A 24,675-nucleotide genomic window follows, 5' to 3' on the forward strand; every position below is an offset into this window, starting at 1 on the left:
CCCGCGAACTATTGCCCCTCATCCGAGAAGCACTAGGCGACACGGCACCAGCGCCCGACATCCACATTGCCGCTTGACGATCTATAGGAGCTTCAGGCCCATCAGCGCAGCATCGGGTGGCCTCGACCAGCGGGGCCCTCGATGCGCGAGCGCGGTCCTACTTGTTCCAGTCGGTCCCGGGGGGCCGGGCCTCGAGCCAGGCCTGGAAGCCCGTGAGCGAGGACTCGCTCATCGCCATCTCCACGACCTCGCCGCGCAGCGAGTGGCACCGGATGACGACGTGGTCGGGGTAGAGCGAGGCCTGCTCGACACCGAGCGGCTCGCGCCGGCCGTCGTAGGTGAGCCGCTCGCGCTGCCAGACGACACCGGGCCGGGGCCACAGCGAGAAGATCCGGAACCACTCGAGCCGCTCGTCGACGTACCTGCCGATGCCGAGGGCCCAACCACGGCCCTCCGCGCCACCGGGCAGGCGGTAGGAGAGCTCGAACGTCCCGCCGTGGCGGGACAGGAAACGGCGCCGGACCATGAGTCCGGCGCCGTATCCGAGAAGCAGCAGGAGCACGGCACCGGAGACGTCCAGCAGCGCACCCCACCACGTCATGTCAGGATGCCTGCTCCGCAGCCTCGGCAGGCTCCGTGGCGAGCTCGGTGCCCAGGGCAGCGTGCTCGGCCAGGATGGAGACGCGGTCGTTCGCTACCGAGATGAAGCCGGCGTCGACGGACGCGACGACCTTCTCCCCCTCGGTGGCGACGATCTCGACCACGCTGCGAGCGAGCAGGGACATCACCGGGGTGTGGCCCCGGAGGATGCCGATCTCGCCCTCGACCGTGCGGGCGTTGACCTGCGACGCCTCACCGGACCAGACGATCCGGTCAGCCGCGACGAGCTCGACCTGCAGTGCCTCAGCCATCAGAGGCTCTTCTGGATCTCAGCCCACTTGGCCTCGACGTCGTCGAGCCCACCACACATGAAGAAGGCCTGCTCGGCCACGTGGTCGTAGTCGCCGTCGCAGATCTTGTTGAACGCCTCGATGGTGTCGGCGATCGGAACCGTCGAGCCCTCGATGCCGGTGAACTGCTTGGCGACGTAGGTGTTCTGCGAGAGGAAGCGCTGGATACGACGCGCCCGGGTGACGATGGTCTTGTCCTCTTCGGACAGCTCGTCGACACCGAGGATGGCGATGATGTCCTGGAGCTCCTTGTTGCGCTGCAGGATCTGCTTGACGCGGATCGCGCAGTCGTAGTGAGCCTGACCGATGTACTGCGGGTCGAGGATCCGGGAGGTCGAGGTCAGCGGGTCCACGGCCGGGTAGATACCGAGCGACGCGATCTCACGGGAGAGCTCGGTCGTGGCGTCCAGGTGGGCGAACGTGGTCGCCGGCGCCGGGTCGGTGTAGTCGTCCGCGGGGACGTAGATCGCCTGCATCGAGGTGATCGAGTGACCACGGGTCGAGGTGATGCGCTCCTGGAGCGTGCCCATCTCGTCGGCGAGGTTCGGCTGGTAACCCACGGCGGACGGCATGCGGCCGAGCAGGGTGGAGACCTCGGAACCGGCCTGCGTGAAGCGGAAGATGTTGTCGATGAAGAGCAGCACGTCCTGGTTCTGGACGTCGCGGAAGTACTCCGCCATCGTCAGCGCGGACAGGGCGACGCGCAGACGCGTGCCCGGCGGCTCGTCCATCTGGCCGAAGACCAGGGCGACCTTGTCGAAGACGCCGGCCTCCTGCATCTCGACGATGAGGTCGTTGCCCTCGCGGGTACGCTCACCGACACCGGCGAACACGGAGACACCACCGTGGTTCTTGGCGACGCGGGCGATCATCTCCTGGATGAGGACGGTCTTGCCGACGCCGGCACCACCGAACAGACCGATCTTGCCGCCGGTGACGTACGGCGTGAGCAGGTCGATGACCTTGATGCCGGTCTCGAACATCTGCGTCTTCGACTCGAGCTGGTCGAAGGCCGGAGCCTTGCGGTGAATGCCCCAGCGCTCGGTGACGTTGTACTCCTCGCCCTCCTCGAGGTTGAGGACGTCGCCGGTGGTGTTGTAGACGTGGCCGAGGGTCACGTCGCCGACCGGGACGGTGATCGGGCCGCCGGTGTCGCGCACCTGGGCGCCACGCACGATGCCGTCGGTGGGCTTCAGCGAGATGGCGCGGACCATACCGTCGCCGATGTGCTGAGCGGCCTCTAGCGGCAGCGTGATGGTCTCGCCGTCGAGCGTGACGTCGACCTCGAGCTTGTTGTAGATCGCCGGCATCGCGTCGACGGGGAACTCCACGTCGACGACCGGGCCGATGACGCGGGTGATGCGGCCCACCGAGCCAGCGCCGGCGGCAGTGGTCTCTTCAACCGTTGCAGTCATTTCATTAACTCCGTTTGTCTGGATCAATCGGTGGGTCAGTCGTCGCCGGCCTGGGCGTCGGCCAGAGCGTTCACGCCACCCACGATCTCGGAGATCTCCTGGGTGATGCCGGCCTGGCGCGCCTGGTTGGCGATCCGGGTGAACTTCTTGATGAGCTCCTCGGCGTTGTCCGTCGCGGACTTCATCGCCTTCTGACGGGCAGCCAGCTCGGAAGCCGCGGCCTGCAGGAGCGCGTAGAAGACCCGGCTCTCGACGTACTGCGGAAGCAGCCCGTCGAGGACGGCCTCGGCCGACGGCTCGAACTCGTAGAGCGGCAGGACCTCACCGGAGACCGGCTTGTCCTCGCCCTCGACGACCTCGAGGGGCAGCAGGCGCACGGTGTGCGGCTCCTGCACCAGCATCGACTTGAACTGGGTGAAGACGACGTGCACCTCATGCACGCCCTCCGCACTCTCGCCCTGACCCGCGAGGAAGGCCTCGATCAGCGTCTCGCCGATCTCCTTGGCCACGTCGTACGTCGGCTGGTCGCTGTGACCGGTCCAGGACCGCTCCACGGGACGACCGCGGAACTTGTAGAAGGCCTCGCCCTTACGTCCGGAGATGTAGGCGGTGACCTCCTTGCCCTCTTCCTTGAGCCGCTCGACAAGCTGCTCCGCCTCGCGCAGGACGCTGGAGGAGTAAGCACCCGCCAGACCGCGGTCACTGGTGACGACCAGTACCGCGGCCCGCGTCGGGTTCTCGGGCTCGGTGGTCAGCGCGTGGTCGACGTTGGAGTACGTCGCCACGGCGGACACGGCCCGGGTCAGCTCTCGGGCATACGGCGCGGCCGAGTTGGCCCGCTGCTGCGCCTTGATGATTCGAGACGCAGCGATGAGCTCCATGGCGCGCGTGATCTTCTTCATCGACTCCGTCGACTTGATCCGCGCACGATACTCACGCAGCGATACGGCCATGAGTCAGCTCACGCCTTCTTCTGCTTGACGATCTGAGCCTGCTCGATCTCGTCGTCCGCCAGCGGAGCGCTCTCCTCGTGGCCGGCGCGGATGAACGCACCACCCGAGGTCTGGAACTCCGGCAGGAACGAGTCGTACGCCGAGCTCAGCTCGGACGCGGTCGAGTCCTCGAACTTCAGCGACTCACGGATGGCCGACAGGATGCCCGCGTGCTTGCTGCGCAGGTAGTCGAGGAACTCGTGCTCGAACTTGATGACGTCCTCGGTCGGGATCTCGTCGAGACGGCCCGAGGTGCCCAGCCACAGCGAGACGGTCATGTCCTCGACGGAGTACGGCGAGTAGGCCGGCTGCTTGAGCAGCGCCATCAGCCGCTGGCCACGGGCCAGCTGCTGCTTGGAGGCGGCGTCGAGGTCCGAGGCGAACATGGCGAAGGCCTCCATGGCGCGGAACTGCGCCAGGTCGACCTTGAGCGAGCCGGTGACGGCCTTCATCGCCTTGGTCATGGCCGCGCCACCGACACGCGACACCGAGACACCGACGTCGATGGCCGGGCGCTGGTTGGCCGCGAACAGGTCCGACTGCAGGAAGATCTGGCCGTCGGTGATCGAGATGACGTTGGTCGGGATGAACGCCGAGACGTCGTTGGCCTTGGTCTCGATGATCGGCAGACCCGTCATCGAGCCCGCGCCGAGCTCGTCGGAGAGCTTCGCGCAACGCTCCAGCAGGCGGGAGTGCAGGTAGAAGACATCACCCGGGTACGCCTCGCGGCCCGGCGGGCGCCGGAGGAGGAGGGAGACGGCACGGTAGGCCTCGGCCTGCTTGGTCAGGTCGTCGAAGACGATCAGGACGTGCTTGCCGTCGTACATCCACTGCTGGCCGATGGCCGAGCCGGTGTACGGCGCGAGGTACTTGAAGCCCGCGCTGTCGGAGGCCGGAGCCGCGACGATGGTGGTGTACTCGAGAGCACCCGCCTCCTCGAGGGCACCGCGGACCGACGCGATGGTCGAGCCCTTCTGGCCGATGGCGACGTAGATGCAGCGCACCTGCTTCTGCGGGTCGCCCGAGGCCCAGTTGGCCTTCTGGTTGATGATCGTGTCGATCGCGACCGTGGTCTTGCCGGTGGCGCGGTCACCGATGATCAGCTGGCGCTGGCCGCGGCCGATCGGGGTCATCGAGTCGATGGCCTTGATACCGGTGGCGAGCGGCTCGTGGACCGACTTGCGCTGCATGACGCCGGGCGCCTGCAGCTCGAGGGCACGACGACCCTCGGTCGCGATCTCGCCGAGACCGTCGATCGGGTTGCCCAGCGGGTCGACGACCCGACCGAGGTAGCCCTCGCCGACGGGGACGGAGAGGACCTCGCCCGTACGACGGACGGCCTGGCCCTCCGCGATCTTGTCGAAGTCACCGAGGACGACGACGCCGATCTCCTTGGTGTCGAGGTTCAGCGCGATACCGAGCGTGCCGTCCTCGAACTCCAGGAGCTCGTTGGCCATCGCCGACGGCAGGCCAGCGACACGAGCGATGCCGTCAGCCGTCTGCGAGACGGTGCCGACCTCCTCGGTCTTGGCCGCGTCGGGCTGGTAGTCGGCGACGTACTTCGCCAGGGCGTCGCGGATCTCGTCCGGACGGATAGACAGCTCCGTCATCTCCAGATGCCTTCTCTCTCGTTTCGTTTAAGTCTTAGCCGGCGATGCGACGCTTGGCGTCGTCGAGCCGGGTGGCGATGGTGCCGTCGATGATGTGGTCACCGATGGCGACCTTCACGCCACCGATCACGGCCGGGTCGATCACGACGTTGGCGTGGACCTTGCGGCCGTACTGAGCGGACAGCGAGCTGACGAGCCGGTCGAGCTGACCGTCGGCGAGCGGCCGGGCGACCCGAACGGTCGCGACGGTCTCGCCACCCACCTCGGCCGCGAGGCCTCGGTAGTGGCCCAGGCCCGCGCTGACGGTGCCGTGGGCACCGCCCACCGCGCGCTTGATCAGTGCCGACGTCGCCGGGAGGACCTTGCCGCCGAAGATCGTGTCGACCAGGCCGGACTTGTCGGCCTGCGACCGCGTCGGGTCGGCCAGCGCGTCCCGGAGCTCCGGGGTGCCCTGGACCAGCTCGCGTGCGGCGAACAGCTCGTCGGCCACCTTGCCCTTGTCGTCGCCGGCGGAGAGCACGGTGGCGGTCTCGGCGAGGTGGGCCAGGCCCCGGGCCAGGTTGCCGCCCGAGGTCCAGCGACGCTGGACGGCGGAGGCGACGATGTCGACCGCGGAGCCGTCGAGCTTGGCGAACACCTCGCGGACGAGACCGGACTTGGCCTCGGCGGGGGCGCTCTGGTCGGCGGCGAAGCGGCGCAGGGCCGGCTCGTCGCGAACCGCGTCGGCCACCGTGAACAGCGACTCGGCGATCGACGCGGCCTTGGCGGCGTCGGCACCGGCCGCAGCGGTCAGCTCACCGGTGAGTGCGCTGACCGCCTCGGCGGAAGCTCCACGGAAGTCCATCAGCTCGCGCCCTCGAGCTCGCTCAGGAAGCGCTCGACGACGCGGCTCTGACGAGCCTCGTCCTCGAGGCCCTCGCCGACGATCTTGCCGGCCAGGCCAGTGGCCAGGCCGCCGGCCTCGGCGCGCAGCGACGCGATGGCCGCCTGACGCTCGGCCTCGATCTGGGTCTTGCCGTGCTCGACGATCCGCGCGGACTCGGCCTGGGCCTGCTCACGCATCTCGGCGATGATCGCGGCACCCTGCTCGCGGGACTCCTCGCGGATGCGAGCAGCCTCCTTGCGAGCCTCGGCGATCTGGGACTCGAACTCATCCTTGGCAGAGCTGGCCTCGGCCTTGGCGGCGTCGAGGTCGGCGAACTGCTGGCGGATCGCCTCCTGCCGAGCAACCATCGCGCGGTTGATCGGCGGGATGATGAACTTCGCGATGATCGCGAACATGATCACGAAGGCGATCAGCTCGACGACGAAGGTGCCGTTGGGCACCAGGAAGTTCGGCGCGGGCTTCTCGGCCTTGCCACCGGCTGCCTCGGTCGCGAGCTGGATCAGCTGCGTTGTGCTCATCTACGTCACGGTCCTTCTGAACTAGTGCGGGTGAGTCGGGTCCCCAGTGGGGACCGGCTCACTTGCCGCCGAGGACGAAGACGAAGAGGGCCATGAACGCGAGGTTGATGAAGAACATCGCCTCGACCAGACCCACGGTGAGGAAGAAGATCGTCTGCAGGCGGCCCTGGGCCTCCGGCTGGCGAGCGACACCCTCGATGTACGACGAGCCGGCGAGGCCGTCACCGATACCGGCACCGATAGCGCCACCGCCCAGAGCGAGGCCACCGCCGACGAAAGCGCCAGCGAGCGTGACGGCCTGGTTCATGTTCGAGACTGCCATTGTTTCTCCTTGGTGTCCGCGCCGATTTTCGGCCGGCGCCGTGTGATTACCTCTTGTGCGATCCGAGCGTCTTGCCCGGCCGCGAGTCTTTGGTTGTTGCGGGTGCTACGGGTGGATCAGTGGGCCGACGCGTGGGCCGCGTCTTCCTCGTGGTCGTCATGGCCGCCGCCGGCCATTGCGAAGTACAGCACGGTTAGCAGGGCGAAGATGAACGCCTGCAGACCACCGATGACCATGTCGAACATCTTCCAAGCCACGTTCGCGATGGGCATGCCGGCGAACCACGGGATAGCGGCGATCAGGGCGAGCATGATGCCGCCGGCGAAGATGTTGCCGAAGAGTCGCAGGGCCAGGGTGACCGGCTTGACGAGCTCCTCGAGGACGGTCAGCGGCAGCAGGACCGGGTAGGGCTGCACGAAGTGCTTGAAGTAGCCCAGGCCGTTCTTCTTGATGCCGTAGACCCAGACCGAGATGACCGCGAAGATCGCCATCGCGTAGGTCAGGTTCGTGTCAGCGGTCGGCGCCGGCAGCACGTGGTAGTTGGTCTTGCCGATGTGGAACTCGGACGGGATCAGCTCGAGCCAGTTCGCGATCAGGATGAAGAAGAAGAGCGAGATCGCCAGCGGTGCGACGTACGGGTGCACCTTGCCGAGGTTGTCCTCGACCTGCTTGTTGACCTGATCGACGACCGACTCCCAGATGATCTGGAGCTTGGTCGGGACGTGGTCGTTGGTCTGCTTCGTCAGCGCGCGACGGACGAGGAAACCCAGCGCAAGGACGATGAGACCCGCGACGAGGGTGCTGAAGACCGTGTCGATGTTGACGGTCAGACCCAACCAGTGGCGCGTGGGGTGTACCCCGGGCTCAATGTGAATCTCGAGAGGCAGCAGGCCCATCACTGATTCTTCAACTCCTTCAGAAGGGGGATCGTCGTCATCACGAGCGCGATCAGGCGGAAGATAGCAAGGCCGAGCAGCGCACCGACACCATCTGGCCAGAAAGCAGCCGCGAAGCCGACGCCCACGAGGGTCAGCACCGCCAGACGGAAGATCGTGGAGTTGCGCAGCTGCGCCTTGGTCGGGGTGCCGCCGGACGTGATGATGCCCAGCAGCCAGCGCTCGGTGACCAGGTGGTTGGCGAGGCCGAAGAAGATGCCCGCGGAGAGGCTCACGGGAAGCGCCCAACCGCCCAGCACGGTGGTGCCGAGCTGGCCGGTGGTGCCGACCTGGCGGAACCAGAGGCAGAAGATCATGAGGCCGAGCGCGGTGAGCTCGACCTTGCGCTGGTCCTTGATGACCCGCGGCCACGTGGCACGCTCGGGGAGGCCCGGGAACTCTGCATGGATGGTCATGGGTTCACCTCGCTCCTCGGGTCGTCGGACAGGGTGCGCAACGCGCGACGTACGCGGAGCACGAAGCCGACCGCGCCGATCGCGATACCCGCCCCGACGCCGACGAGCACACCGACCGGCTCAGAGCCGGCGAGGTGGTCGAAGAGCAGACCGAGCACCGTGCAACCAACGACTGCGCCGACAAGCATCGCGCCGAGCCCGAGAAGGTCGCGGCCGCCCACAGCCGGAAACTACCACAGCGCAGCCCCGCCGCACGGGTGCGATCAGCCCCCGGGAAGGCGAAAGCGGCGGGTGTCATCAGATGGCATCCGTTCTGAAAAGCTGGGCGGGAAAGGTGCTCCGAGGAAGCTCGTGAAAGCTATCACAAGCGCTCGGCGGACTCCTCGGCGGGGTCGTGGTCCAGGAGGGGAAGGGGCTCCTCGGCAGGACCGTTCGGCGCGTTGTCGCGCAAGACCGGGAGCAGGAACGTGAGCGCGATCGTGCCGAGCACGGCCACGCCGATGCCGATCCAGACGGGGCGGCCGGGGTAGATGCTGGCGGCGACGGTCGCGAAGGCGATCAGGCCCGCCCAGAGCCACATGATCACCACGGCCACGCGGTGCGAGTGCCCGATCTCGAGCAGCCGGTGGTGCAGGTGCTGCTTGTCGGGCGCGAAGGGCGACCGGCCGGCGCGGGTGCGGCGTACGACGGCCAGGACCAGGTCGGCCAGCGGCACGATGAGGATCAGGACCGGCAGGAGCACCGGCAGCAACGCCGGCAACAGGCTCGAGCCCTGACCGTCGGCGCCCTTGGCCAGGTCACCGGGCGCGAACTGGGTGGTCACGGTGATGGCCGAGGCCGACAGCACCAGACCCAGCAGCATCGACCCGCTGTCCCCCATGAACAGCCGGGCTGGGTGGAAGTTGTGCGCGATGAAGCCCAGACAGGCCCCCGCGAGCGCGGCCGTGAGCAGGGCTCCGGTGGTGGCACGGGTGACGTCGTTGATGACGGTGAGCAAGTAGCAGAAGACGAAGAACGCGACCGCGGAGATGCCGATGACCCCGGCGGCGAGCCCGTCGAGCCCGTCGATGAAGTTCACGGCGTTGACGGTCGTCAGGACCATGAGCGCGGTGAGGATCGCGCCCTGGGCACCGTCGAGCGAGAACACGGCTCCGTTGCCCTGGTAGAACCACCGGAACTGGATGCCGGTGTAGACGAGCAGGCCCACCGCGAGCACCTGGCCGCCGAACTTGGTCAGCGCGTCGAGGTCGAAGATGTCGTCGAGCACGCCGACGGCGCAGATCAGCGCCCCGGACCCGAGCACGGAGTAGGCGTCGGTCCAGACCCAGTCGGCGCTGGTGGAGAGGAACGGCAGGTGGCGGGCGACGACGATCGCGGCGCCGAGGCCGCCGAGCATCGCCACTCCCCCGAGGTACGGCGTCGCCTCGGCGTGCACGTCGCGATCGCGTACGGCGGCCACGGCTCCCGTGCGGATCGCGAACTCCCTCGCCACGACGGTCAGCAGGTAGGTCACCGCTGCCGCGACGAGGAAGACGACGAGGTACTCACGCATCCTCGGCGGCCTCCCCGGGGCGCTCGACGGTGATGGCGAGGTCCGCCAGCGCTGCATCGAGCTCGCTGACGGCGATCGCCCCCAGGCGCAGCACCCGCGGGCGGTCGGCGGTCGCATCGACGATGGTCGACGCCTCGCCACCGGGGCTGGTGCCGGCGTCGATGACGACCGAGACGGCCTCCTCGAGCATCTCCATCGCCTGATCGGCGTCGGTCGCGGCCGGCTGGCCGGTCACGTTGGCCGAGGAGACGGCGAGCGGGCCGGTGCGCTGGAGGAGCCGGCGGGCGATCGGGTGGTCGGGGACGCGGACCGCCACGGTGCCGAAGGTGTCGCCCAGGTCCCACTGCAGCGACGGCTGCTGGTGGAGCACGATCGTCAGCGGGCCGGGCCAGAACCGCTCCACCAGCACGCGGGCGTACTCGGGGATCCGGGAGGCGAGGGCGTCGAGCGTGGAGGCGTCGGCGACCAGGACCGGAGGCGGCTTCTCGCGGCCGCGGCCCTTGGCCGCCAGCACGCGCGCGACGGCCGCCGGGTCGAAAGCGTCGCCACCGACGCCGTAGACGGTGTCGGTGGGCAGCACGACCGGGCGGCCCCGGCGTACGGCGGCACTGGCGACGTCGACCGCCGCCTCGATCTCCTCGTCCGTGGTCGTGGGGAGGCGCTGCGCAGTCACGGGTTCATCCTTGCACCCTGCGGGCCGTGGTGAAGCGAGGCCTTCCGGAGAGATCGGCGTTGTCCCGGATCTCGGCCCACAGGCCGGTCGCCGCGAGCACCGCCGGCACGCTCTCACCCTGGACGTCGGCGTGCTCGATGCCGACCACTCCCCCGGGCTTGAGCAGCGCGGCGGCGCGGTGCGCCAGCACGCGGACGGCGTCGAGACCGTCGTCGCCGGAGAACAGGGCGAGGTGCGGGTCGTGGTCGCGCGCCTCGGGGGCGACGGACTCCCACGCCTCGAGCGGGACGTACGGCGGGTTGCTCACCACGACGTCGACGGTGCCGAGCAGGTCGTCGAACTCGGTGGCGAGGTCACCCTGGCGCAGGTCGACGCCGGTGCCGGCCAGGTTGCGCTCGGCCCAGCGGTGGGCCGACTCGTCCAGCTCGCAGGCGTGGATCTCTGCGTCGGGGACCTCGTCGGCGAGCGACTTGGCGATGACGCCGCTGCCGGTGCAGAGATCCACGACGACGACTTGGTTTCGATACGCCCTCGCTCGTTCCTCGCTCGGGCTACTCAACCAACGGTTGCACGCATCGATCGCCCAGCCGGCGAGCAGCTCGGTCTCGGGGCGCGGGGTGAAGACGCCGGGGCCGACCTCGACGGAGATGTGCCGGAACCAGGCGGTGCCGAGGAGGTGCTGGAGCGGTTCGCGGTCGGCACGTCGGTCGACGAGGGCGGCGTACGTCGTCTGCTGGTCGGGACCGACGTCGGTGACCAACGGCAGCTGGGCACGGGTGGTACCGAGGACGTGGGCGAGCAGCTCGGCGGCGTCGTACGCCGGGCTGGGGACCCCTGCGGCGGTGAGCTGATCCACGGCGGCCGCCAGGAGCGCGCGGGTGCTCACTCCTCGAGGGCGGCCAGGCGAGCGGCCATGTCGGTGTCGACGCAGGAGTCGAGGATCGGCTGGAGGTCGCCGTCGAGGACCTGGTCGAGGTTGTAGGACTTGTAGCCCGTGCGGTGGTCGGAGATGCGGTTCTCGGGGTAGTTGTAGGTACGGATCCGCTCCGAGCGGTCGACGGTGCGGACCTGGCTCTTGCGGGCGTCGGAGGCCTCCGCCGCGGCGGCGTCCTGGGCAGCCTGCAGCAGGCGGGCGCGCAGGATCCGCATGGCCTGCTCCTTGTTCTGCAGCTGCGACTTCTCGTTCTGGCAGCTCACCACGATGCCGGTCGGCAGGTGGGTGATCCGGACGGCGGAGTCGGTCGTGTTGACGCTCTGGCCACCGGGACCCGAGCTGCGGAAGACGTCGATGCGCAGGTCGTTGTCATGGATCTCGACGTCGACCTGCTCGGCCTCCGGCATCACCATCACGCCGGCGGCGGAGGTGTGGATCCGGCCCTGGCTCTCGGTGACCGGCACGCGCTGCACGCGGTGCACGCCACCCTCGAACTTGAGCAGGCCGTACGGCGCCTGCCCCGGCTCGCTGCTGCCACCCTTGACCGCGACGGTCACGGACTTGTAGCCGCCGAGGTCGGACTCGGTGGAGTCGAGGATCTCGGTCTTCCAGCCACGTCGCTCGGCGTAGCGGGAGTACATGCGGAGCAGGTCGCCGGCGAACAGCGCCGACTCCTCGCCGCCCGCACCGGCCATCACCTCGAGGATCGCGTCGCTGTCGTCGGTCTCGTCGCGCGGCACCAGCAGGCGGCGCAGCTTCTCGGCCGCGTCCTCGCTCCGTGCGAGCAGCTCGTCGACCTCGTCGGCGAACGTCGGGTCGTCGACGGCCAGCTCCCGTGCGGCGACCGCGTCCTCGGCGTACTGCTTCCACTCGCGCCAGGTGCCGATGATCGCGTTCAGGGCGGCGTACCGCCGGTTGAGCGTGCGCGCGAGCCGCGCGTCGGCGTGGGTCTCGGGCAGGCCGAGCCTGGTCTCGAGCTCGGCGTGCTCGGCGAGCATGCCCTCGACGGCTTCGAACACCTTGGGTCCTAACGGGAGGAGAGGTTCAGAGAACGACGAAGCGCCGGTCCCCCGCAGGGAACCGGCGCTTCAGGTCAGCTACTTGCCGACCTTGCCGTACTTGGCCTCGAACTTCGCGACGCGACCGCCGGTGTCGAGGATCTTCTGCTTGCCCGTGTAGAACGGGTGGCACTGGGAGCAGACGTCGCTGTGGATCGAGCCCGACGCGACGGTGCTGCCGGTGGTGAACGTGGCGCCACAGGTGCAGGTCACCTGGGTCACGACGTAGTTCGGGTGGATGTCAGCCTTCATGGTTTCCTCTCGTGCGCCGGGTCGTGCTGCGGGGTGCGCACGTGAACCGGAGCGGAACTGGTGAATAGTACGGCGGCGCCGGATCGGCGGGCCAATCCTCAGGCGCGCTGCACACCCATCAAGAACTCGATGTTGGTCCGAGTTCTTCCCAGGCGCTCGACGAGCGAGCGGTGGGCGTCGGCGGCAGTCAGGTCCGCGAGCTCGGCGTCGAGCTTGGCGAGGATGCCGGCCTCGTCGCTGCTGGTGAGCAGCTCGGCGTGGCGGGTGCCGGAGGCAGCGACGTCGATCGCGGGGAACGCGCGCTCCTCGGCGAGGTCGCGGCGGAGCCGGATCTCGAGGTTCTCGGTGCCGTCGATCTCCTCGAACAGCAGCGCGTCGGTCGGCGACCCCGAGTCGACGACGACGGTCGCGATGATCGTCAGCGAGCCGCCCCCCTCGATGTTGCGAGCGGCGCCGAAGATGCGCTTGAGGCCGTAGAGCGCGCCGGCGTCCACTCCCCCGGTGACGACGCGGCCGTTGGCGGCGCCGGCGAGGTTGTAGGCGCGACCCAGCCGGGTCAGGCCGTCGAACAGCACCACGACGTCGTGGCCCAGCTCGACCAGGCGCTTGGCGCGCTCGACGGCGAGCTCGGCGGCAGTGACGTGGTCGGCGGCCGGGCGGTCGAAGGTGCTGGCGATGACCTCACCCTTGATCGAGCGCTGGAAGTCGGTGACCTCCTCGGGACGCTCGTCGAGCAGGACCACCATCAGGTGGGCCTCGGGGTTGTTCGCGGTCAGCGAGGAGGCGATCGAGCGCAGCAGCGTGGTGCGGCCCGACTTGGGCGGCGCGGCGATCAGGCCGCGCTGGCCCTTGCCGATCGGGGCCGCGATGTCGAGCAGCCGGCCGGCGAGGTTGTCGGCCGTGGTCTCCATCCGGAAGCGCTCGGTCGGGTGCGTCGGCACGAACGTGGCGAAGTCGGTGCGGTTCTTGGACTGCTCCGGGTCGGCGCCGTTGATCGCGTCGATGCGCACCATCGGGTTGAACTTCTCGCGGCGCTCGCCCTCGCGCGGCTGGCGGACCTGGCCGGAGATCGCGTCGCCGCGGCGCAGGCCGTACTTCCGCACCAGCGAGAGGGAGAGGTAGACGTCGTCGGTGCCGGCCAGGTAGCCCGACGTACGGACGAAGGCGTAGTTGTCCAGCACGTCGAGGATGCCTGCGGCGGGAACGAGCACGTCGTCCTCGCGGACCTCGTGCTCCGCCTCGCGTACGCCGGCCGCGCCGGCCCGGTTGCGGTCGCGACCCCGGCGGCGGCGGTTGCGGCGGTTGCCGCCCTCACCGTCGGAGTCGTCGTCGTGGTCGCCCTGGGCGTCGTCGGCCCCCTGCTGGTCGGCGTCGCGGTCGAGCTTGTTGTCGCTCTTGTTGTCGTCCTTGGGCGCCTGCTTCTGCTGCGCCTGCTGCTGGCCGGCCGGCTTGTCGGCGGGCTTGTCGGCAGCCTTCCCGGCCGGCTTCTCGGCCGGCTTCTCGGTCGGCTTGTCGGTCTGCTGCTGCGCGGCCTGCTCGGTGCGGGCCGGGCGCTGGCGGCGCTGCTGCTGGGTGACGACCGGCTTGGCCGGCTCGGCGGGCTCGACCGCCGCGGCGCTCTCGACCTTGGCGGGCTTGCTCTCGGCAGGCTCGGCCACCGCGGCAGGCTCGGCCACCGCGGCGGGCTTCTCTGCCTTCGGGGCGGGCTTCTCGGCCTTCGGCGCGGGGGCCGACTGAGCGGCCTTGATCGCCTCGATGAGGGCGGCCTTCTTCATGGAGCCGGCACCGGAGATGCCCATGCCGCCGGCCATCGCCTTGAGGTCCGCGAGCAGCATGGAGTTGAGGCCGCCGGACTTCTTCTTGGCGGCGGGCGCCTCAGTCGTGGAGGCGTCGGAAGATTCGGTCACGTGAGTTTCCTTCACGGATCACGGCCGTACGAGAACGTACGGCGACTTGAACAGATCGCCGCTCAAGCGGAACCCAACAGAACAACGGGGCGCGGCGGCGTACGGCCAATCTAACAGGGCACGACGGCGGCGGTCAGGAGGACCGTGCGCCGGACGTGTCGATGGCGAGCGCGTGCGCGGCCCAGCCGTCCGGGCAGCGGGCGAGGATCGTGGCGGCGTCGGTGCCGTCGGCGAACGCGAGCACGGTCGGACCGGCGCCGGACACGATCGCCGCGATCCCCTCGGCGCGCAGGGCGTCGACCAGGTCGAGCGAGGCCGGCATGGCGGGGCGACGGTAGGACTGGTGGAGCCGGTCCTCGGTCGCGCGGTGGAGCAGCTCGGGCGCGCTCGCGAGCGCGGCCACGAGCAGGGCGGCGCGACCGGAGTTGGCCGCGGCGTCGGCATGCGGGACGGTCGCGGGCAGCAGGCCGCGGGCCTCCTCGGTGGACACCGGCGTCGGCGGGACGAAGACGACCGCGCTGATGCGGGGGTCGACCGAGCCCGGAACCGCCCAGAACGAGCCATCGGCGTCCTGGCCGGCGATGGTGAAGCCGCCGAACAGCGCGGGAGCGACGTTGTCGGGGTGCCCCTCGATCTGCGCGGCGAGGTCGAGCAGCTGCTGGTCGTCGAGCAGCAGCCGACCACCGGCGACGAGCTCACGCGCCAGCCACACGCCGGCGACGATCGCCGCCGAGGACGACCCGAGGCCGCGGGCGTGCGGGATCACGTTCTTGCAGGACAGGCGCAGCCCCGAGGGCTGTACGCCGATCCGGTCGAACGCCGCACGCATCGACCGCACCACCAGGTGGCGCTCGTCGAGCGGGACCTCCCCCGCGCCCACGCCGTCGACCTCGACGACCAGCCCCTCGGGCAGGATCTCGGCCTCGAGCTCGTCGCGCAGGTCGAGCGCGAGCCCGAGCGCGTCGAAGCCGGGACCGAGGTTGGCGGAGGTCGCGGGGACCGAGACCCGGACGGGTCCGTCGACGAAGGTCATCGGTGGCTCAGAGACCGGCGGCCTGCGCGGCGGCATCGACGTCGGCATCCACCACGAGGTCGGGCAGCACGACGCCCTCGAGGGCGGTCGCGATGTCCTTCAGGCCGTGGCCCGTGACGGTGATGGCGAGCACCTTGCCGGCGTACGACTCACCGGCCGCGAGCTCCTGCAGCAGACCGGCGACGCCGGCCGCGGAGGCGGGCTCGACGAAGACGCCGTCGTTGCGGGCCAGCTCGGCCTGGGCGGCCAGGATCTGCTCGTCGGTGACCTTGGCGAAGCGACCGCCGGACTCCTTGGCGGCGTTCTCGGCCAGCTGCCACGAGGCGGGGTTGCCGATCCGGATCGCGGTCGCCTTGGTCTCCGGGTCGTCGACCGGCGCGCCGTCGACGAGCGGCGCGGCACCGGCGGCCTGGAAGCCGCGCATGACCGGACGCTTGGTGGCGCGGCCGAGCTCGGCGTACTGCTGGTAGCCGAGCCAGTACGCCGAGATGTTGCCGGCGTTGCCGACCGGCAGCAGGTGGAAGTCGGGGGCGTCGCCGAGGAAGTCGACGATCTCGAACGCCGCGGTCTTCTGGCCCTCGAGGCGGTGCGGGTTGACCGAGTTGACCAGCGCGACGGGGTACTTCTCGGCCATCTCGCGGGCCATCCGCAGGCAGTCGTCGAAGTTGCCCCGGACCTGGATCACCAGCGATCCGTGCACGACGGCCTGGGCCATCTTGCCCGCGGAGATCTTGCCCTCCGGCACCAGCACGATCGGCGTGACGCCGGCCTTGGCGGCGTACGCGGCCATGGAGGCGGAGGTGTTGCCGGTGGAGGCGCAGACGACGGCCTTGGCGCCCTCGTGGACGGCGACCGAGAGCGCGGCGGTCATGCCGCGGTCCTTGAACGAGCCGGTCGGGTTGTTGCCCTCGACCTTGAGCCACACCTCGCCCCCGGTGAGGCCGGAGAGCCAACCGGAGTGGACCAGCGGCGTACCGCCCTCGCGCAGCGTCACCGCCGGGGTGTCCTGCGGGATGGCGAGGAGCTCGCGGTACTCGTCGATCACGCCCTTCCACTGCTGGGTCAAGGGGCTCACTCTTCGACTCCTTCAACGCGCATCACCGAGGTGACGTCGCGGACGATGTCCATCTTGCGAAGCTGCTCGACGGTCGCCGACAGCTGGGCGTCGGTCGCCTCGTGCGAGACGACGACGAGCTGGGCGTCGTCGTCACGGCCCTCCTGACGGACCGTCTGGATCGAGACACCCTGGTCGGCGAAGGCGTTCGCGACGGCGGCGAGCACACCCGCACGGTCGTCGACGTCGATCGCGACGTGGTAGCGGGTGAGGGTCTCCCCCATCGGGACGATCGGGCGATCGGCGTACGCCGACTCGGCGGGTCCGCGGCTTCCGGCGAGCCGGTTGCGGGCCACCGTGACCAGGTCGCCGAGGACCGCGGAGGCCGTCGGGGAGCCGCCCGCGCCGGGGCCGTAGAACATCAGCTGCCCGGCGGCCTCGGACTCGACGAAGACGGCGTTGTAGGCGCCACGCACGCTGGCGAGCGGGTGGCTGCTGGGGATCATCGCGGGGTGCACGCGCACGCTGACGCCCTCACCCACGAGCTCGGCGATGCAGAGCAGCTTGACGACGCTGCCCATGTCCTTGGCGGAGCGGACGTCGCCGGCGGAGACCTCGGTCATGCCCTCGCGGTGGACGTCGGCCGCGGTGACGCGGGTGTGGAACGCCAGGCTGGCCAGGATCGCGGCCTTGGCGGCGGCGTCGAAGCCCTCGACGTCGGCGGTCGGGTCGGCCTCGGCGTACCCGAGCGCCTGGGCCTCCTCGAGGGTCTCCTCGTAGCCGGCGCCCTGGGTGTCCATCTTGTCGAGGATGAAGTTGGTGGTGCCGTTGACGATGCCCATCACCTTGGTGACGCGGTCGCCGGCGAGGCTCTCGCGCAGCGGGCGCAGGATCGGGATCGCACCGGCCACGGCCGCCTCGTAGTAGAGGTCGCGGCCGGCCTTCTCGGCGGCCTCGTAGAGCGTCGGGCCGTCCTCGGCGAGCAGGGCCTTGTTGGCGGTGACGACGGAGGCGCCGTTCTCGAGCGCGCTCAGGATGAGCGAGCGGGCCGGCTCGATGCCGCCGATGACCTCGATGACCAGGTCGATGTCCTCGCGCGCGACGAGCGCCGCGGCGTCCGTGGTCAGCAGGTCGGCGGGTACGTCGACCTCGCGAGGAGCGTCGAGGCGGCGTACGGCGACGCCTGCCAGCTCGACCGGTGCACCCACCCTGGCCGCCAGATCTGCGGACTGCTCGCCGAGGAGTCGCACGACCTGCGACCCGACGGAACCGCAGCCCAGGACGGCCACCTTGAGGGGATTGCTCACGGGGTCAAGGTTATCCGCGCCCGCGCCCCGGCTCCGATTCCGGTCCACCCTTCGAGGGCGGGGCTACTGTCGGCGATCGTGAGCGCACGTGACGACGACGCAGCCGACATCACCCCCGCCTACACCGGCCGACTCGGGATCGAGCCGCTGCCCGCGCTCCGGCTGCCCGACGGCGAGATCTCGCCGCGGGCGGCGTACCAGTTCATCCACGACGAGCTGATGCTCGACGGGTCCTCGCGGCTGAACCTGGCGACCTTCGTGACGACCTGGATGGACCCCGAGGCCGGCCAGCTGATGACCGAGGCGCTCGACAAGAACATGATCGACAAGGACGAGTACCCCGCGACCGCCGCGATCGAGCAGCGCTGCGTGGCCATGGTGGCCGACCTGTTCCACGCCCCGGGCCTGTCCGCCACCGACCCGTCCTCGGCGACCGGCGTCTCCACGATCGGGTCCTCCGAGGCGGTCATGCTCGCCGGACTCGCGCTGAAGTGGCGCTGGAAGGCCCGCTCCGCCTCCGGACGTACGCCGAACCTGGTGCTGGGCTCCAACGTGCAGGTCGTGTGGGAGAAGTTCTGCCGGTACTTCGAGGTCGAGCCGCGCTACCTGCCGATGGCGGAGGGTCGCTACGTGATCACGCCCGAGCAGGTCATCGACGCGGTCGACGAGGACACCATCGGCGTGGTCGGCATCCTGGGCACCACCTTCACCGGCGAGCTCGAGCCGGTCGCGGAGGTCTGCGAGGCGCTCGACGCGCTGGCCGCCCGCGGCGGGCCCGACGTGCCGGTCCACGTGGACGCGGCGAGCGGCGGGTTCGTCGTACCTTTCCTGCGGCCGGAGCTGGCGTGGGACTTCCGGCTGGAGCGCGTGGCGTCGATCAACGTCAGCGGCCACAAGTACGGCCTGACCTATCCCGGCATCGGCTTCGTGGTGTGGCGCTCGGGCGAGTGCCTGCCGGACGAGCTGGTCTTCCGGGTGAGCTACCTCGGCGGCGACATGCCCACCTTCACCCTCAACTTCTCCCGGCCCGGCAACCAGGTCGTCGGGCAGTACTACAACTTCATCCGGCTGGGTCGCGCCGGCTACACCGCCATCATGGAGAGCCTGCGCGACACCGCCGTCTGGGTCTCGGAGCGGCTCGACGAGCTCGACGGCATCGAGATCATCACCGACGGCTCCGCCATCCCCGTCGTGTCGTTCCGCCTCACCGGCGACCCCGGCTTCACCGTCTACGACCTGTCGCACGAGCTGCGCACGGGTGGCTGGCAGGTCCCGGCGTACCCGATGCCGGCGGACGCCCAGGAGATCTCGGTCCTGCGGATCGTGGTGCGCGAGGGCTTCAGCCGCGATCTCGCCGCCCAGCTGGTGGTCGCGTTCCAGACGGCCTACGACCGGCTGCGGGCCGGCGTACGTCCGAAGTCGGCGGCGTCGGGCTTCAGCCACTCGTAGCCGGACGGACCTGTCGCGCCGCAGACCCCGAGAGCGCCGGCTCATCCGCCGCACCAGTCACACGAGCACCAACGGGTCCGTCCGAGTACGACGCCCTCAGCCGATGTCCGTGGCGAGCAGGTCGTCGACCGTCTCGCGCCGCACGATCACCTGCGCCTGGCCGTCCTTGACCGCAACGACCGGCGGCCGGAGCGCGTGGTTGTAGTTGGAGGCCATCGAGCGGCCGTAGGCACCGGTGCCGGGGACGGCGATGAGGTCACCGGGCGCGATGTCGCCCGGCAGGAACTCGTGCTTGACCACGATGTCGCCGGACTCGCAGTGCTTGCCGACGACGCGCGCGAGCACCGGCGCCGCGTCGGAGCGACGTGAGACGAGGGTGCAGGAGTAGTCGGCGTCGTACAGCGCCGGACGGATGTTGTCACTCATCCCGCCGTCGACGGAGACATAGGTACGGCGCTGCCCGCCGTCGAGCTGCACCTCCTTGACCGTGCCGACGGTGTAGACGGTGCACATCGTCGGGCCGACGATCGCCCGGCCGGGCTCGATCGAGAGCCGGGGCTGCTCGACGCCGAGCGCGCGGCACTCGTGGACGATGATCTCGCGCATGCCGGCAGCCAGCTCGGCGGCCGGCTTGGGGTCGTCCTGGCTGGTGTAGGCGATGCCGAAGCCGCCGCCGAGGTCCATCTCCGGCATGACGACGCCGAGCTCGGAGGCGATCCGGGCGTGCAGGGCGAGCACCCGCTTGGCGGCGACCTCGAACCCGGCGGTGTCGAAGATCTGGCTGCCGATGTGGGAGTGCAGGCCGAGCAGCTCGACACCGGGGGCGGCGATCACCCGCCGTGCGGCCTCGAACGCGTCGCCGGAGGAGATCGAGAAGCCGAACTTCTGGTCCTCGTGGGCGGTGGCGATGAACTCGTGGGTGTGCGCCTCGACGCCGGCCGTCACGCGCACCATCACGCGAGCGGGCACGCCGGTCTCGGCGGCGATCGCCGCGACCCTGTCGATCTCGTGGAAGGAGTCGACGACGATGCGGCCGACGCCGAGCGTGATCGCGCGACGCAGCTCCATCGGGGTCTTGTTGTTGCCGTGGTAGCCGATCCGCTCGGGCTCGACTCCCCCGCGCAGCGCGACGGTGAGCTCGCCGTCGGAGCAGACGTCGAGGAACAGGCCCTCCTCGGCGATCCACCGGGCGACGGTGGTGCAGAGGAAGGACTTGCCGGCGTAGTAGACGTCGGCGTCCTCGAAGGCGTCCTTGAACGCGCGCGCCCGCGTGCGGAAGTCCTCCTCGTCGAGGACGTACGCCGGTGTGTTGATGTTCGCCACGAGGTCCGGGATCGCGACGCCGCCGACGTGCAGCACGCCCTGGTCGTCCTTGGTCGTGGTGCTGGACCACAGGATCGGGACCAGCTCGTTGGCGTCGTCGGGCTGCTGGAGCCAGACCGGCGAGGTGCCAGCGAAGTCGCCGGGAGGCACACGGCCCGCCATCACAGGTCCTCCAGCTTCGTTCGTCCGCACTCGGCCTCGATCGCCAGGTCCGTTGTCGTCTGCCGCGCCGAGGCGGCCTCGAGCGGCCTCACATGCGCTCCGGGGCGGAGACACCGAGCAGGTCGAGGCCGTTGCGGAGCACGGTCTGCATCGCGACGACCAGGACCATCCGGGCGAGGTTGGCCGGCCCGGCGGGCTCGTCGCCCTGCGGGAGCATGCGGCACTCCTTGGTGTCGTACCACTTGTTGAAGACCGACGCGGTGTCCTCGAGGTAGCGCGCGATCCGGTGCGGCTCGCGCAGCTCGGCCGCACTCGTCACGACCCGGGGGTACTCGGCCAGGGCCCGCAGGAGGTCACCGTCGCGCTCGTGGTCGAGCAGGCTCGGGTCGTACGCCGCACCCGGCAGCTCCATGCCCAGGTCGGCCGCGTTGGCGAGCATCCGGCAGGTGCGGGCGTGGGCGTACTGCACGTAGTAGACGGGGTTGTCGTTGGACGCCTTGGTGATCTCGGCGACGTCGAGCGCGAGCGGCGAGTCGGCCGGGTAGCGGACCAGCGAGTAGCGCAGCGCGTCCACACCGATCTCGTCGGCGAGCTCCTCCAGGGTGATGAAGGTGCCCTTGCGCTTGGACATCTTGAGCTCTTCGCCGTCCTTGACGATCTTGACCAGCTGACCGATCAGGACGTCGAGGGTCTTCGCCGGGTCGTCGCCGACGCAGGCGGCCATCGCCTTGAGCCGGCCGACGTAGCCGTGGTGGTCGGCGCCGAGCAGGTAGATGCAGTGGTCGAAGCCACGGGCGCGCTTGTTGAGGTAATAGGCGGTGTCCGACGCGAAGTAGGTTAGCTCGCCGTCGCTCTTGATCAGGACGCGGTCCTTGTCGTCGCCGAAGTCGGTGGTGCGCATCCACAGCGCGCCGCCGTCCTCGAAGACGTGGCCGAGGTCCTTGAGCCGCGCCAGCGTGTGGGGCACTCCCCCGCTCTCCTGACCCTCCTCGTGGAGCGAGAGCTCGGAGAACCACACGTCGAAGTGGGTGTTGAACCGGTCGAGCTGGTCCTGCTGCTCCTTGAGCTGGATCGCGTAGCCGACCTCGCGCACGGCAGCGAGCCGCTCGGCCTCGTCCTCGATCCGGAAGATGCCCGGCTGGGCCGTCTCGACGGCCTTCGCGAGGTCGTCGATGTACCCGCCGGCGTACCCGTCCTCGGGCTTCTCCTGCCCGAGGGCCGAGGCGATGATCGAGGCGGCGAAGTTGTTCATCTGCACGCCGCGGTCGTTGATGTAGAACTCGCGGGTGACCTCGGCGCCCGCGGCGCTGAGCACGCGGCCGATCGCGTCGCCGAGCACGGCCCAGCGGGTGTGGCCCAGGTGCAGCGGCCCCGTCGGGTTGGCCGAGATGAACTCGACGTTGATCTTCTGGCCCGCGAGCGCGTCGAGATGGCCGTACGCCGAACCCGCGGCGACGATCTCGGCCGCCACGGCACCCTGGGCGCCGGCCTCGACGGTGACGTTGAGGAAGCCGGGACCGGCCACCTCGACGTCGGCGATGCCGTCGGCCTCGCGCAGCCCGCCGGCGATGAGCTCGGCCAGCGCACGGGGATTGGTCCCGGCCTTCTTGGCCAGCTGCATCGCGACGTTGGTCGCGTAGTCGCCGTGGCCCTTCTGGCGGGGCAGCTCGACGGTCACCTCGGCGGGCACGCCGTCCGGCAGCGCGACCTCGCCTCGCTCGACCAGGCCCGCAAGGACGTCGACGATCGTGGACGAGAGCTGATCAGGGGTCACCCGCGAAGCCTATCGACGGGACTCGGTTTCGCTCACGCCGATATGCCCCGGTAGTGTTCGGCAGCACGCCAGCCTTCGTAGCTCAGGGGATAGAGCACTGGTTTCCGGTACCAGGTGTCGCAGGTTCGAATCCTGCCGAAGGCGCACAGCGCGAAAGGCCCCGACTCCCTCGAGTCGGGGCCTTCTGCATTCCCGCACCGCTCGCCGACGCTCGCGGCCGCGCGCCCGACGAAGGGGCTTGTTGCAAACCGATTGCAACAACCTAGAGTGAGCACGTGCCCCGTCTCGCCGCGTTCCGCTCCAGCCTGAGCGCTGAGGACCGGCGGAGCCTGTGGGCGATGAGCGGCGTGATCGTGGCGCTGCACGTCGTCGGGTTCGGGATCCTGCTGGGGTTCGTCGCGCCGCAGCACTTCACGCTCGGCGGCGACCACCCGGTCTTCACGATCGGCGTCGGGATCCTGGCCTACACCTTCGGCCTGCGGCACGCGTTCGACGCCGACCACATCGCCGCGGTCGACAACACGACGCGCAAGCTGATCGGCGACCGAGCGGGACAGGCCGACACCGAGCGGCAGCCGCTCGCGGTCGGGTTCTGGTTCAGCCTGGGCCACTCGACGATCGTCCTCGCCCTCGCGCTCGGGCTCGCGCTCGGCGTGAAGAGCCTGGTCGGCCCCCTCTCCGACGACAGCTCGACGCTCCACACCTGGACCGGCGTGATCGGCCCGAGCGTCTCTGGGGGCTTCCTGTGGCTGCTCGGCCTGCTCAACCTGGCCGCACTGGTCGGCATCCTGCGGGTCGCCCGCCGGATGCGCCACGGCCACTACGACGAGGCGCGGCTCGAGCACCACCTGCACCACCGCGGCCTGATGAACCGGATCCTGCACCCGCTGACCCGCTCGGTCCGCAAGCCGTGGCACATCTACCCCATCGGAGTGCTGTTCGGCCTCGGCTTCGACACCGCGACCGAGGTCGGGCTGCTCGTCCTCGCCGGCGGCGCGGCCGCGTTCCAGCTGCCGTTCTGGTCGATCATCGTGCTGCCGATCCTGTTCGCGGCCGGCATGTGCCTGGCCGACACGATCGACGGCGTGTTCATGAACGCGGCGTACGGCTGGGCGTTCGCCAAGCCGGTCCGCAAGGTCTTCTACAACCTGACGATCACCACGATCTCGGTGGTGGTCGCGCTCGTCATCGGCACCATCGAGCTGCTCGGCGTGTACGCCGACCGCTTCTCCGTCACCCACGGCCCGATCGCCGCGGTGGCGAGCATCCCGCTCGACTACGCCGGTTACGCGATCGTCGGCCTGTTCGTGCTCTCGTGGCTCATCGCCCTGTCGGTGTGGCACTTCGGCGACATCGAGGAGCGTTGGTCGGCCGCGCTGGCCGAGTAGCGCGATGATGACCGGCGTGACCACTCGGATCGCCACCGCGAACATCCTGTTCAAGCTCCCCCACGCCGACGCCCGCCGCGCGCTCGACCTCGTGCTCGCGGAGCAGCCGGACCTGGTCACCCTGCAGGAGTGGTACGTCGTACGCCTGAACCTGCTCCGCGCGACCGGATCGGTGCGCATCACCCCGGGCCTCCCGGTCTCGATCCCGGGTGGCGACGACTTCCACTGGATCACCGGGCTCGGCGGCGGCAACGCCGTCGGCGCCCGCAAGGACCGCTTCGACCTGCTCGAGGCGCACCAGCCCTGGTTGTCGCTGCCCGGGCGCACCGAGCGCTCCGACCGCCGCCTCAACATCGAGCCGCCGCGCGAGGCCACCGTCGGCATCTTCCGCGACCGGACCGTCGGCGACACGGTCGCGATGCTCAGCTACCACCTCGTCTCCGGCGCGGTCCGCGGTCCGGCGTACCGCACCGACGACCGGCCCAACATGGTCCGCCGTCACCGCCACGAGGTGGCCCGGGTCGAGGAGGTCGTCGCGGGGCTGCAGGCCGACGGTCACCGCGTGTACGCCGCGGGCGACTCCAACCACCACCTGCAGACGTACGCCGGCCTCACCTCGGCGTGGCAGGGACGCGACTGGGTGCGGACCCTCGGGCGGTGGACGCTCGACGACGTGCACGGCCCCGGCGAGGCGACCTCGGTGCGCACGATCACCACGCCGAGCGACCACCTCGCGGTTTTGGTCGAGCGCTGAGCGGGGAGGAC

The 24,675-nt window shown here is 69.9% G+C and carries 25 protein-coding genes and 1 tRNA gene; 4 read left to right on the plus strand and 22 right to left on the minus strand.

Annotated features, from left to right (window positions below):
• Positions 1 to 157 precede the first annotated feature (157 nt).
• From ACYVJ3_RS16170 to ACYVJ3_RS16265, 20 genes are all read right to left on the minus strand, one after another.
• A complete protein-coding gene (locus ACYVJ3_RS16170; RefSeq protein WP_460854105.1) occupies positions 158 to 601 on the minus strand; it encodes a DUF2550 domain-containing protein in 444 nt (147 codons plus the stop codon).
• Between the two features lies 1 nt (position 602).
• Positions 603 to 911, minus strand: a complete 309-nt coding sequence (locus tag ACYVJ3_RS16175; RefSeq protein ID WP_460854106.1) for a F0F1 ATP synthase subunit epsilon — start codon at positions 909 to 911, stop codon at positions 603 to 605.
• Complete coding sequence (atpD, locus tag ACYVJ3_RS16180; RefSeq protein WP_460854107.1) at positions 911 to 2,365, minus strand: F0F1 ATP synthase subunit beta; 1,455 nt, start codon at positions 2,363 to 2,365, stop codon at positions 911 to 913. The genes ACYVJ3_RS16175 and atpD overlap by 1 nt, the downstream gene beginning before the upstream one ends.
• Before the next feature lie 35 nt (positions 2,366 to 2,400).
• The gene (locus tag ACYVJ3_RS16185) at positions 2,401 to 3,318 is read right to left on the minus strand and encodes a F0F1 ATP synthase subunit gamma (protein ID WP_460854108.1); all 918 of its coding nucleotides are present in this window, start codon (positions 3,316 to 3,318) and stop codon (positions 2,401 to 2,403) included.
• An 8-nt stretch (positions 3,319 to 3,326) separates the two neighbouring features.
• Positions 3,327 to 4,967, minus strand: coding sequence for a F0F1 ATP synthase subunit alpha (gene atpA / locus ACYVJ3_RS16190; protein WP_460854109.1), 1,641 nt, complete (start codon positions 4,965 to 4,967; stop codon positions 3,327 to 3,329).
• Positions 4,968 to 5,001: 34 nt separating this feature from the next.
• Positions 5,002 to 5,811 (minus strand): F0F1 ATP synthase subunit delta, encoded by an 810-nt coding sequence (locus tag ACYVJ3_RS16195; protein WP_460854110.1) that lies wholly within the window; start codon positions 5,809 to 5,811, stop codon positions 5,002 to 5,004.
• The gene (locus ACYVJ3_RS16200) at positions 5,811 to 6,371 is read right to left on the minus strand and encodes a F0F1 ATP synthase subunit B (protein WP_460854111.1); all 561 of its coding nucleotides are present in this window, start codon (positions 6,369 to 6,371) and stop codon (positions 5,811 to 5,813) included. Before ACYVJ3_RS16200 ends, ACYVJ3_RS16195 begins: the two co-directional genes overlap by 1 nt.
• A 58-nt stretch (positions 6,372 to 6,429) precedes the next feature.
• A complete protein-coding gene (locus tag ACYVJ3_RS16205; protein ID WP_460854112.1) occupies positions 6,430 to 6,693 on the minus strand; it encodes a F0F1 ATP synthase subunit C in 264 nt (87 codons plus the stop codon).
• Between the two features lie 116 nt (positions 6,694 to 6,809).
• Entirely contained in the window at positions 6,810 to 7,529 is a 720-nt protein-coding gene (atpB, locus tag ACYVJ3_RS16210) for a F0F1 ATP synthase subunit A (RefSeq protein ID WP_460854113.1), read from the minus strand.
• A gap of 59 nt (positions 7,530 to 7,588) precedes the next feature.
• A complete protein-coding gene (locus ACYVJ3_RS16215; RefSeq protein WP_460854114.1) occupies positions 7,589 to 8,044 on the minus strand; it encodes a hypothetical protein in 456 nt (151 codons plus the stop codon).
• Complete coding sequence (locus tag ACYVJ3_RS16220; protein WP_460854115.1) at positions 8,041 to 8,265, minus strand: hypothetical protein; 225 nt, start codon at positions 8,263 to 8,265, stop codon at positions 8,041 to 8,043. The genes ACYVJ3_RS16215 and ACYVJ3_RS16220 overlap by 4 nt, the downstream gene beginning before the upstream one ends.
• Before the next feature lie 140 nt (positions 8,266 to 8,405).
• On the minus strand, positions 8,406 to 9,596 hold the full coding sequence (locus ACYVJ3_RS16225) for a glycosyltransferase family 4 protein (RefSeq protein WP_460854117.1): 1,191 nt from the start codon (positions 9,594 to 9,596) through the stop codon (positions 8,406 to 8,408).
• On the minus strand, positions 9,589 to 10,269 hold the full coding sequence (locus ACYVJ3_RS16230; RefSeq protein ID WP_460854118.1) for an L-threonylcarbamoyladenylate synthase: 681 nt from the start codon (positions 10,267 to 10,269) through the stop codon (positions 9,589 to 9,591). Before ACYVJ3_RS16230 ends, ACYVJ3_RS16225 begins: the two co-directional genes overlap by 8 nt.
• Positions 10,270 to 10,273: 4 nt before the next feature.
• Entirely contained in the window at positions 10,274 to 11,155 is an 882-nt protein-coding gene (prmC, locus tag ACYVJ3_RS16235) for a peptide chain release factor N(5)-glutamine methyltransferase (RefSeq protein WP_460854119.1), read from the minus strand.
• Entirely contained in the window at positions 11,152 to 12,222 is a 1,071-nt protein-coding gene (gene prfA / locus ACYVJ3_RS16240; RefSeq protein ID WP_460854120.1) for a peptide chain release factor 1, read from the minus strand. The genes prmC and prfA overlap by 4 nt, the downstream gene beginning before the upstream one ends.
• A gap of 78 nt (positions 12,223 to 12,300) precedes the next feature.
• On the minus strand, positions 12,301 to 12,513 hold the full coding sequence (gene rpmE / locus ACYVJ3_RS16245; RefSeq protein ID WP_460854121.1) for a 50S ribosomal protein L31: 213 nt from the start codon (positions 12,511 to 12,513) through the stop codon (positions 12,301 to 12,303).
• Positions 12,514 to 12,611: 98 nt separating this feature from the next.
• The gene (rho, locus tag ACYVJ3_RS16250; protein WP_460854122.1) at positions 12,612 to 14,420 is read right to left on the minus strand and encodes a transcription termination factor Rho; all 1,809 of its coding nucleotides are present in this window, start codon (positions 14,418 to 14,420) and stop codon (positions 12,612 to 12,614) included.
• A gap of 133 nt (positions 14,421 to 14,553) precedes the next feature.
• The gene (gene thrB / locus ACYVJ3_RS16255; RefSeq protein ID WP_460854123.1) at positions 14,554 to 15,453 is read right to left on the minus strand and encodes a homoserine kinase; all 900 of its coding nucleotides are present in this window, start codon (positions 15,451 to 15,453) and stop codon (positions 14,554 to 14,556) included.
• Positions 15,454 to 15,460: 7 nt separating this feature from the next.
• The gene (gene thrC / locus ACYVJ3_RS16260) at positions 15,461 to 16,519 is read right to left on the minus strand and encodes a threonine synthase (RefSeq protein ID WP_460854145.1); all 1,059 of its coding nucleotides are present in this window, start codon (positions 16,517 to 16,519) and stop codon (positions 15,461 to 15,463) included.
• A gap of 5 nt (positions 16,520 to 16,524) precedes the next feature.
• Positions 16,525 to 17,814, minus strand: coding sequence for a homoserine dehydrogenase (locus ACYVJ3_RS16265; protein ID WP_460854124.1), 1,290 nt, complete (start codon positions 17,812 to 17,814; stop codon positions 16,525 to 16,527).
• 78 nt (positions 17,815 to 17,892) lie between these two features.
• Here ACYVJ3_RS16265 and ACYVJ3_RS16270 point away from each other — a divergent pair, with 78 nt between their 5' ends.
• Positions 17,893 to 19,263, plus strand: coding sequence for a glutamate decarboxylase (locus ACYVJ3_RS16270; protein WP_460854125.1), 1,371 nt, complete (start codon positions 17,893 to 17,895; stop codon positions 19,261 to 19,263).
• 96 nt (positions 19,264 to 19,359) lie between these two features.
• Here ACYVJ3_RS16270 and lysA read toward each other — a convergent pair whose 3' ends face one another.
• Both lysA and argS read right to left on the minus strand, forming a co-directional pair.
• Positions 19,360 to 20,748 (minus strand): diaminopimelate decarboxylase, encoded by a 1,389-nt coding sequence (gene lysA, locus ACYVJ3_RS16275; RefSeq protein ID WP_460854126.1) that lies wholly within the window; start codon positions 20,746 to 20,748, stop codon positions 19,360 to 19,362.
• 88 nt (positions 20,749 to 20,836) lie between these two features.
• Positions 20,837 to 22,522 (minus strand): arginine--tRNA ligase, encoded by a 1,686-nt coding sequence (gene argS, locus ACYVJ3_RS16280; RefSeq protein ID WP_460854127.1) that lies wholly within the window; start codon positions 22,520 to 22,522, stop codon positions 20,837 to 20,839.
• A 71-nt stretch (positions 22,523 to 22,593) separates the two neighbouring features.
• Here argS and ACYVJ3_RS16285 point away from each other — a divergent pair.
• From ACYVJ3_RS16285 to ACYVJ3_RS16295, 3 genes are all read left to right on the plus strand, one after another.
• Positions 22,594 to 22,666 (plus strand) — tRNA-Arg (locus tag ACYVJ3_RS16285).
• A gap of 131 nt (positions 22,667 to 22,797) precedes the next feature.
• A complete protein-coding gene (nicT, locus tag ACYVJ3_RS16290) occupies positions 22,798 to 23,910 on the plus strand; it encodes a Nickel transporter NicT (protein ID WP_460854128.1) in 1,113 nt (370 codons plus the stop codon).
• 16 nt (positions 23,911 to 23,926) lie between these two features.
• Positions 23,927 to 24,664 (plus strand): hypothetical protein, encoded by a 738-nt coding sequence (locus ACYVJ3_RS16295; protein ID WP_460854129.1) that lies wholly within the window; start codon positions 23,927 to 23,929, stop codon positions 24,662 to 24,664.
• The last annotated feature ends 11 nt before the right edge of the window (positions 24,665 to 24,675 follow it).

Source organism: Nocardioides montaniterrae, assembly GCF_054782655.1.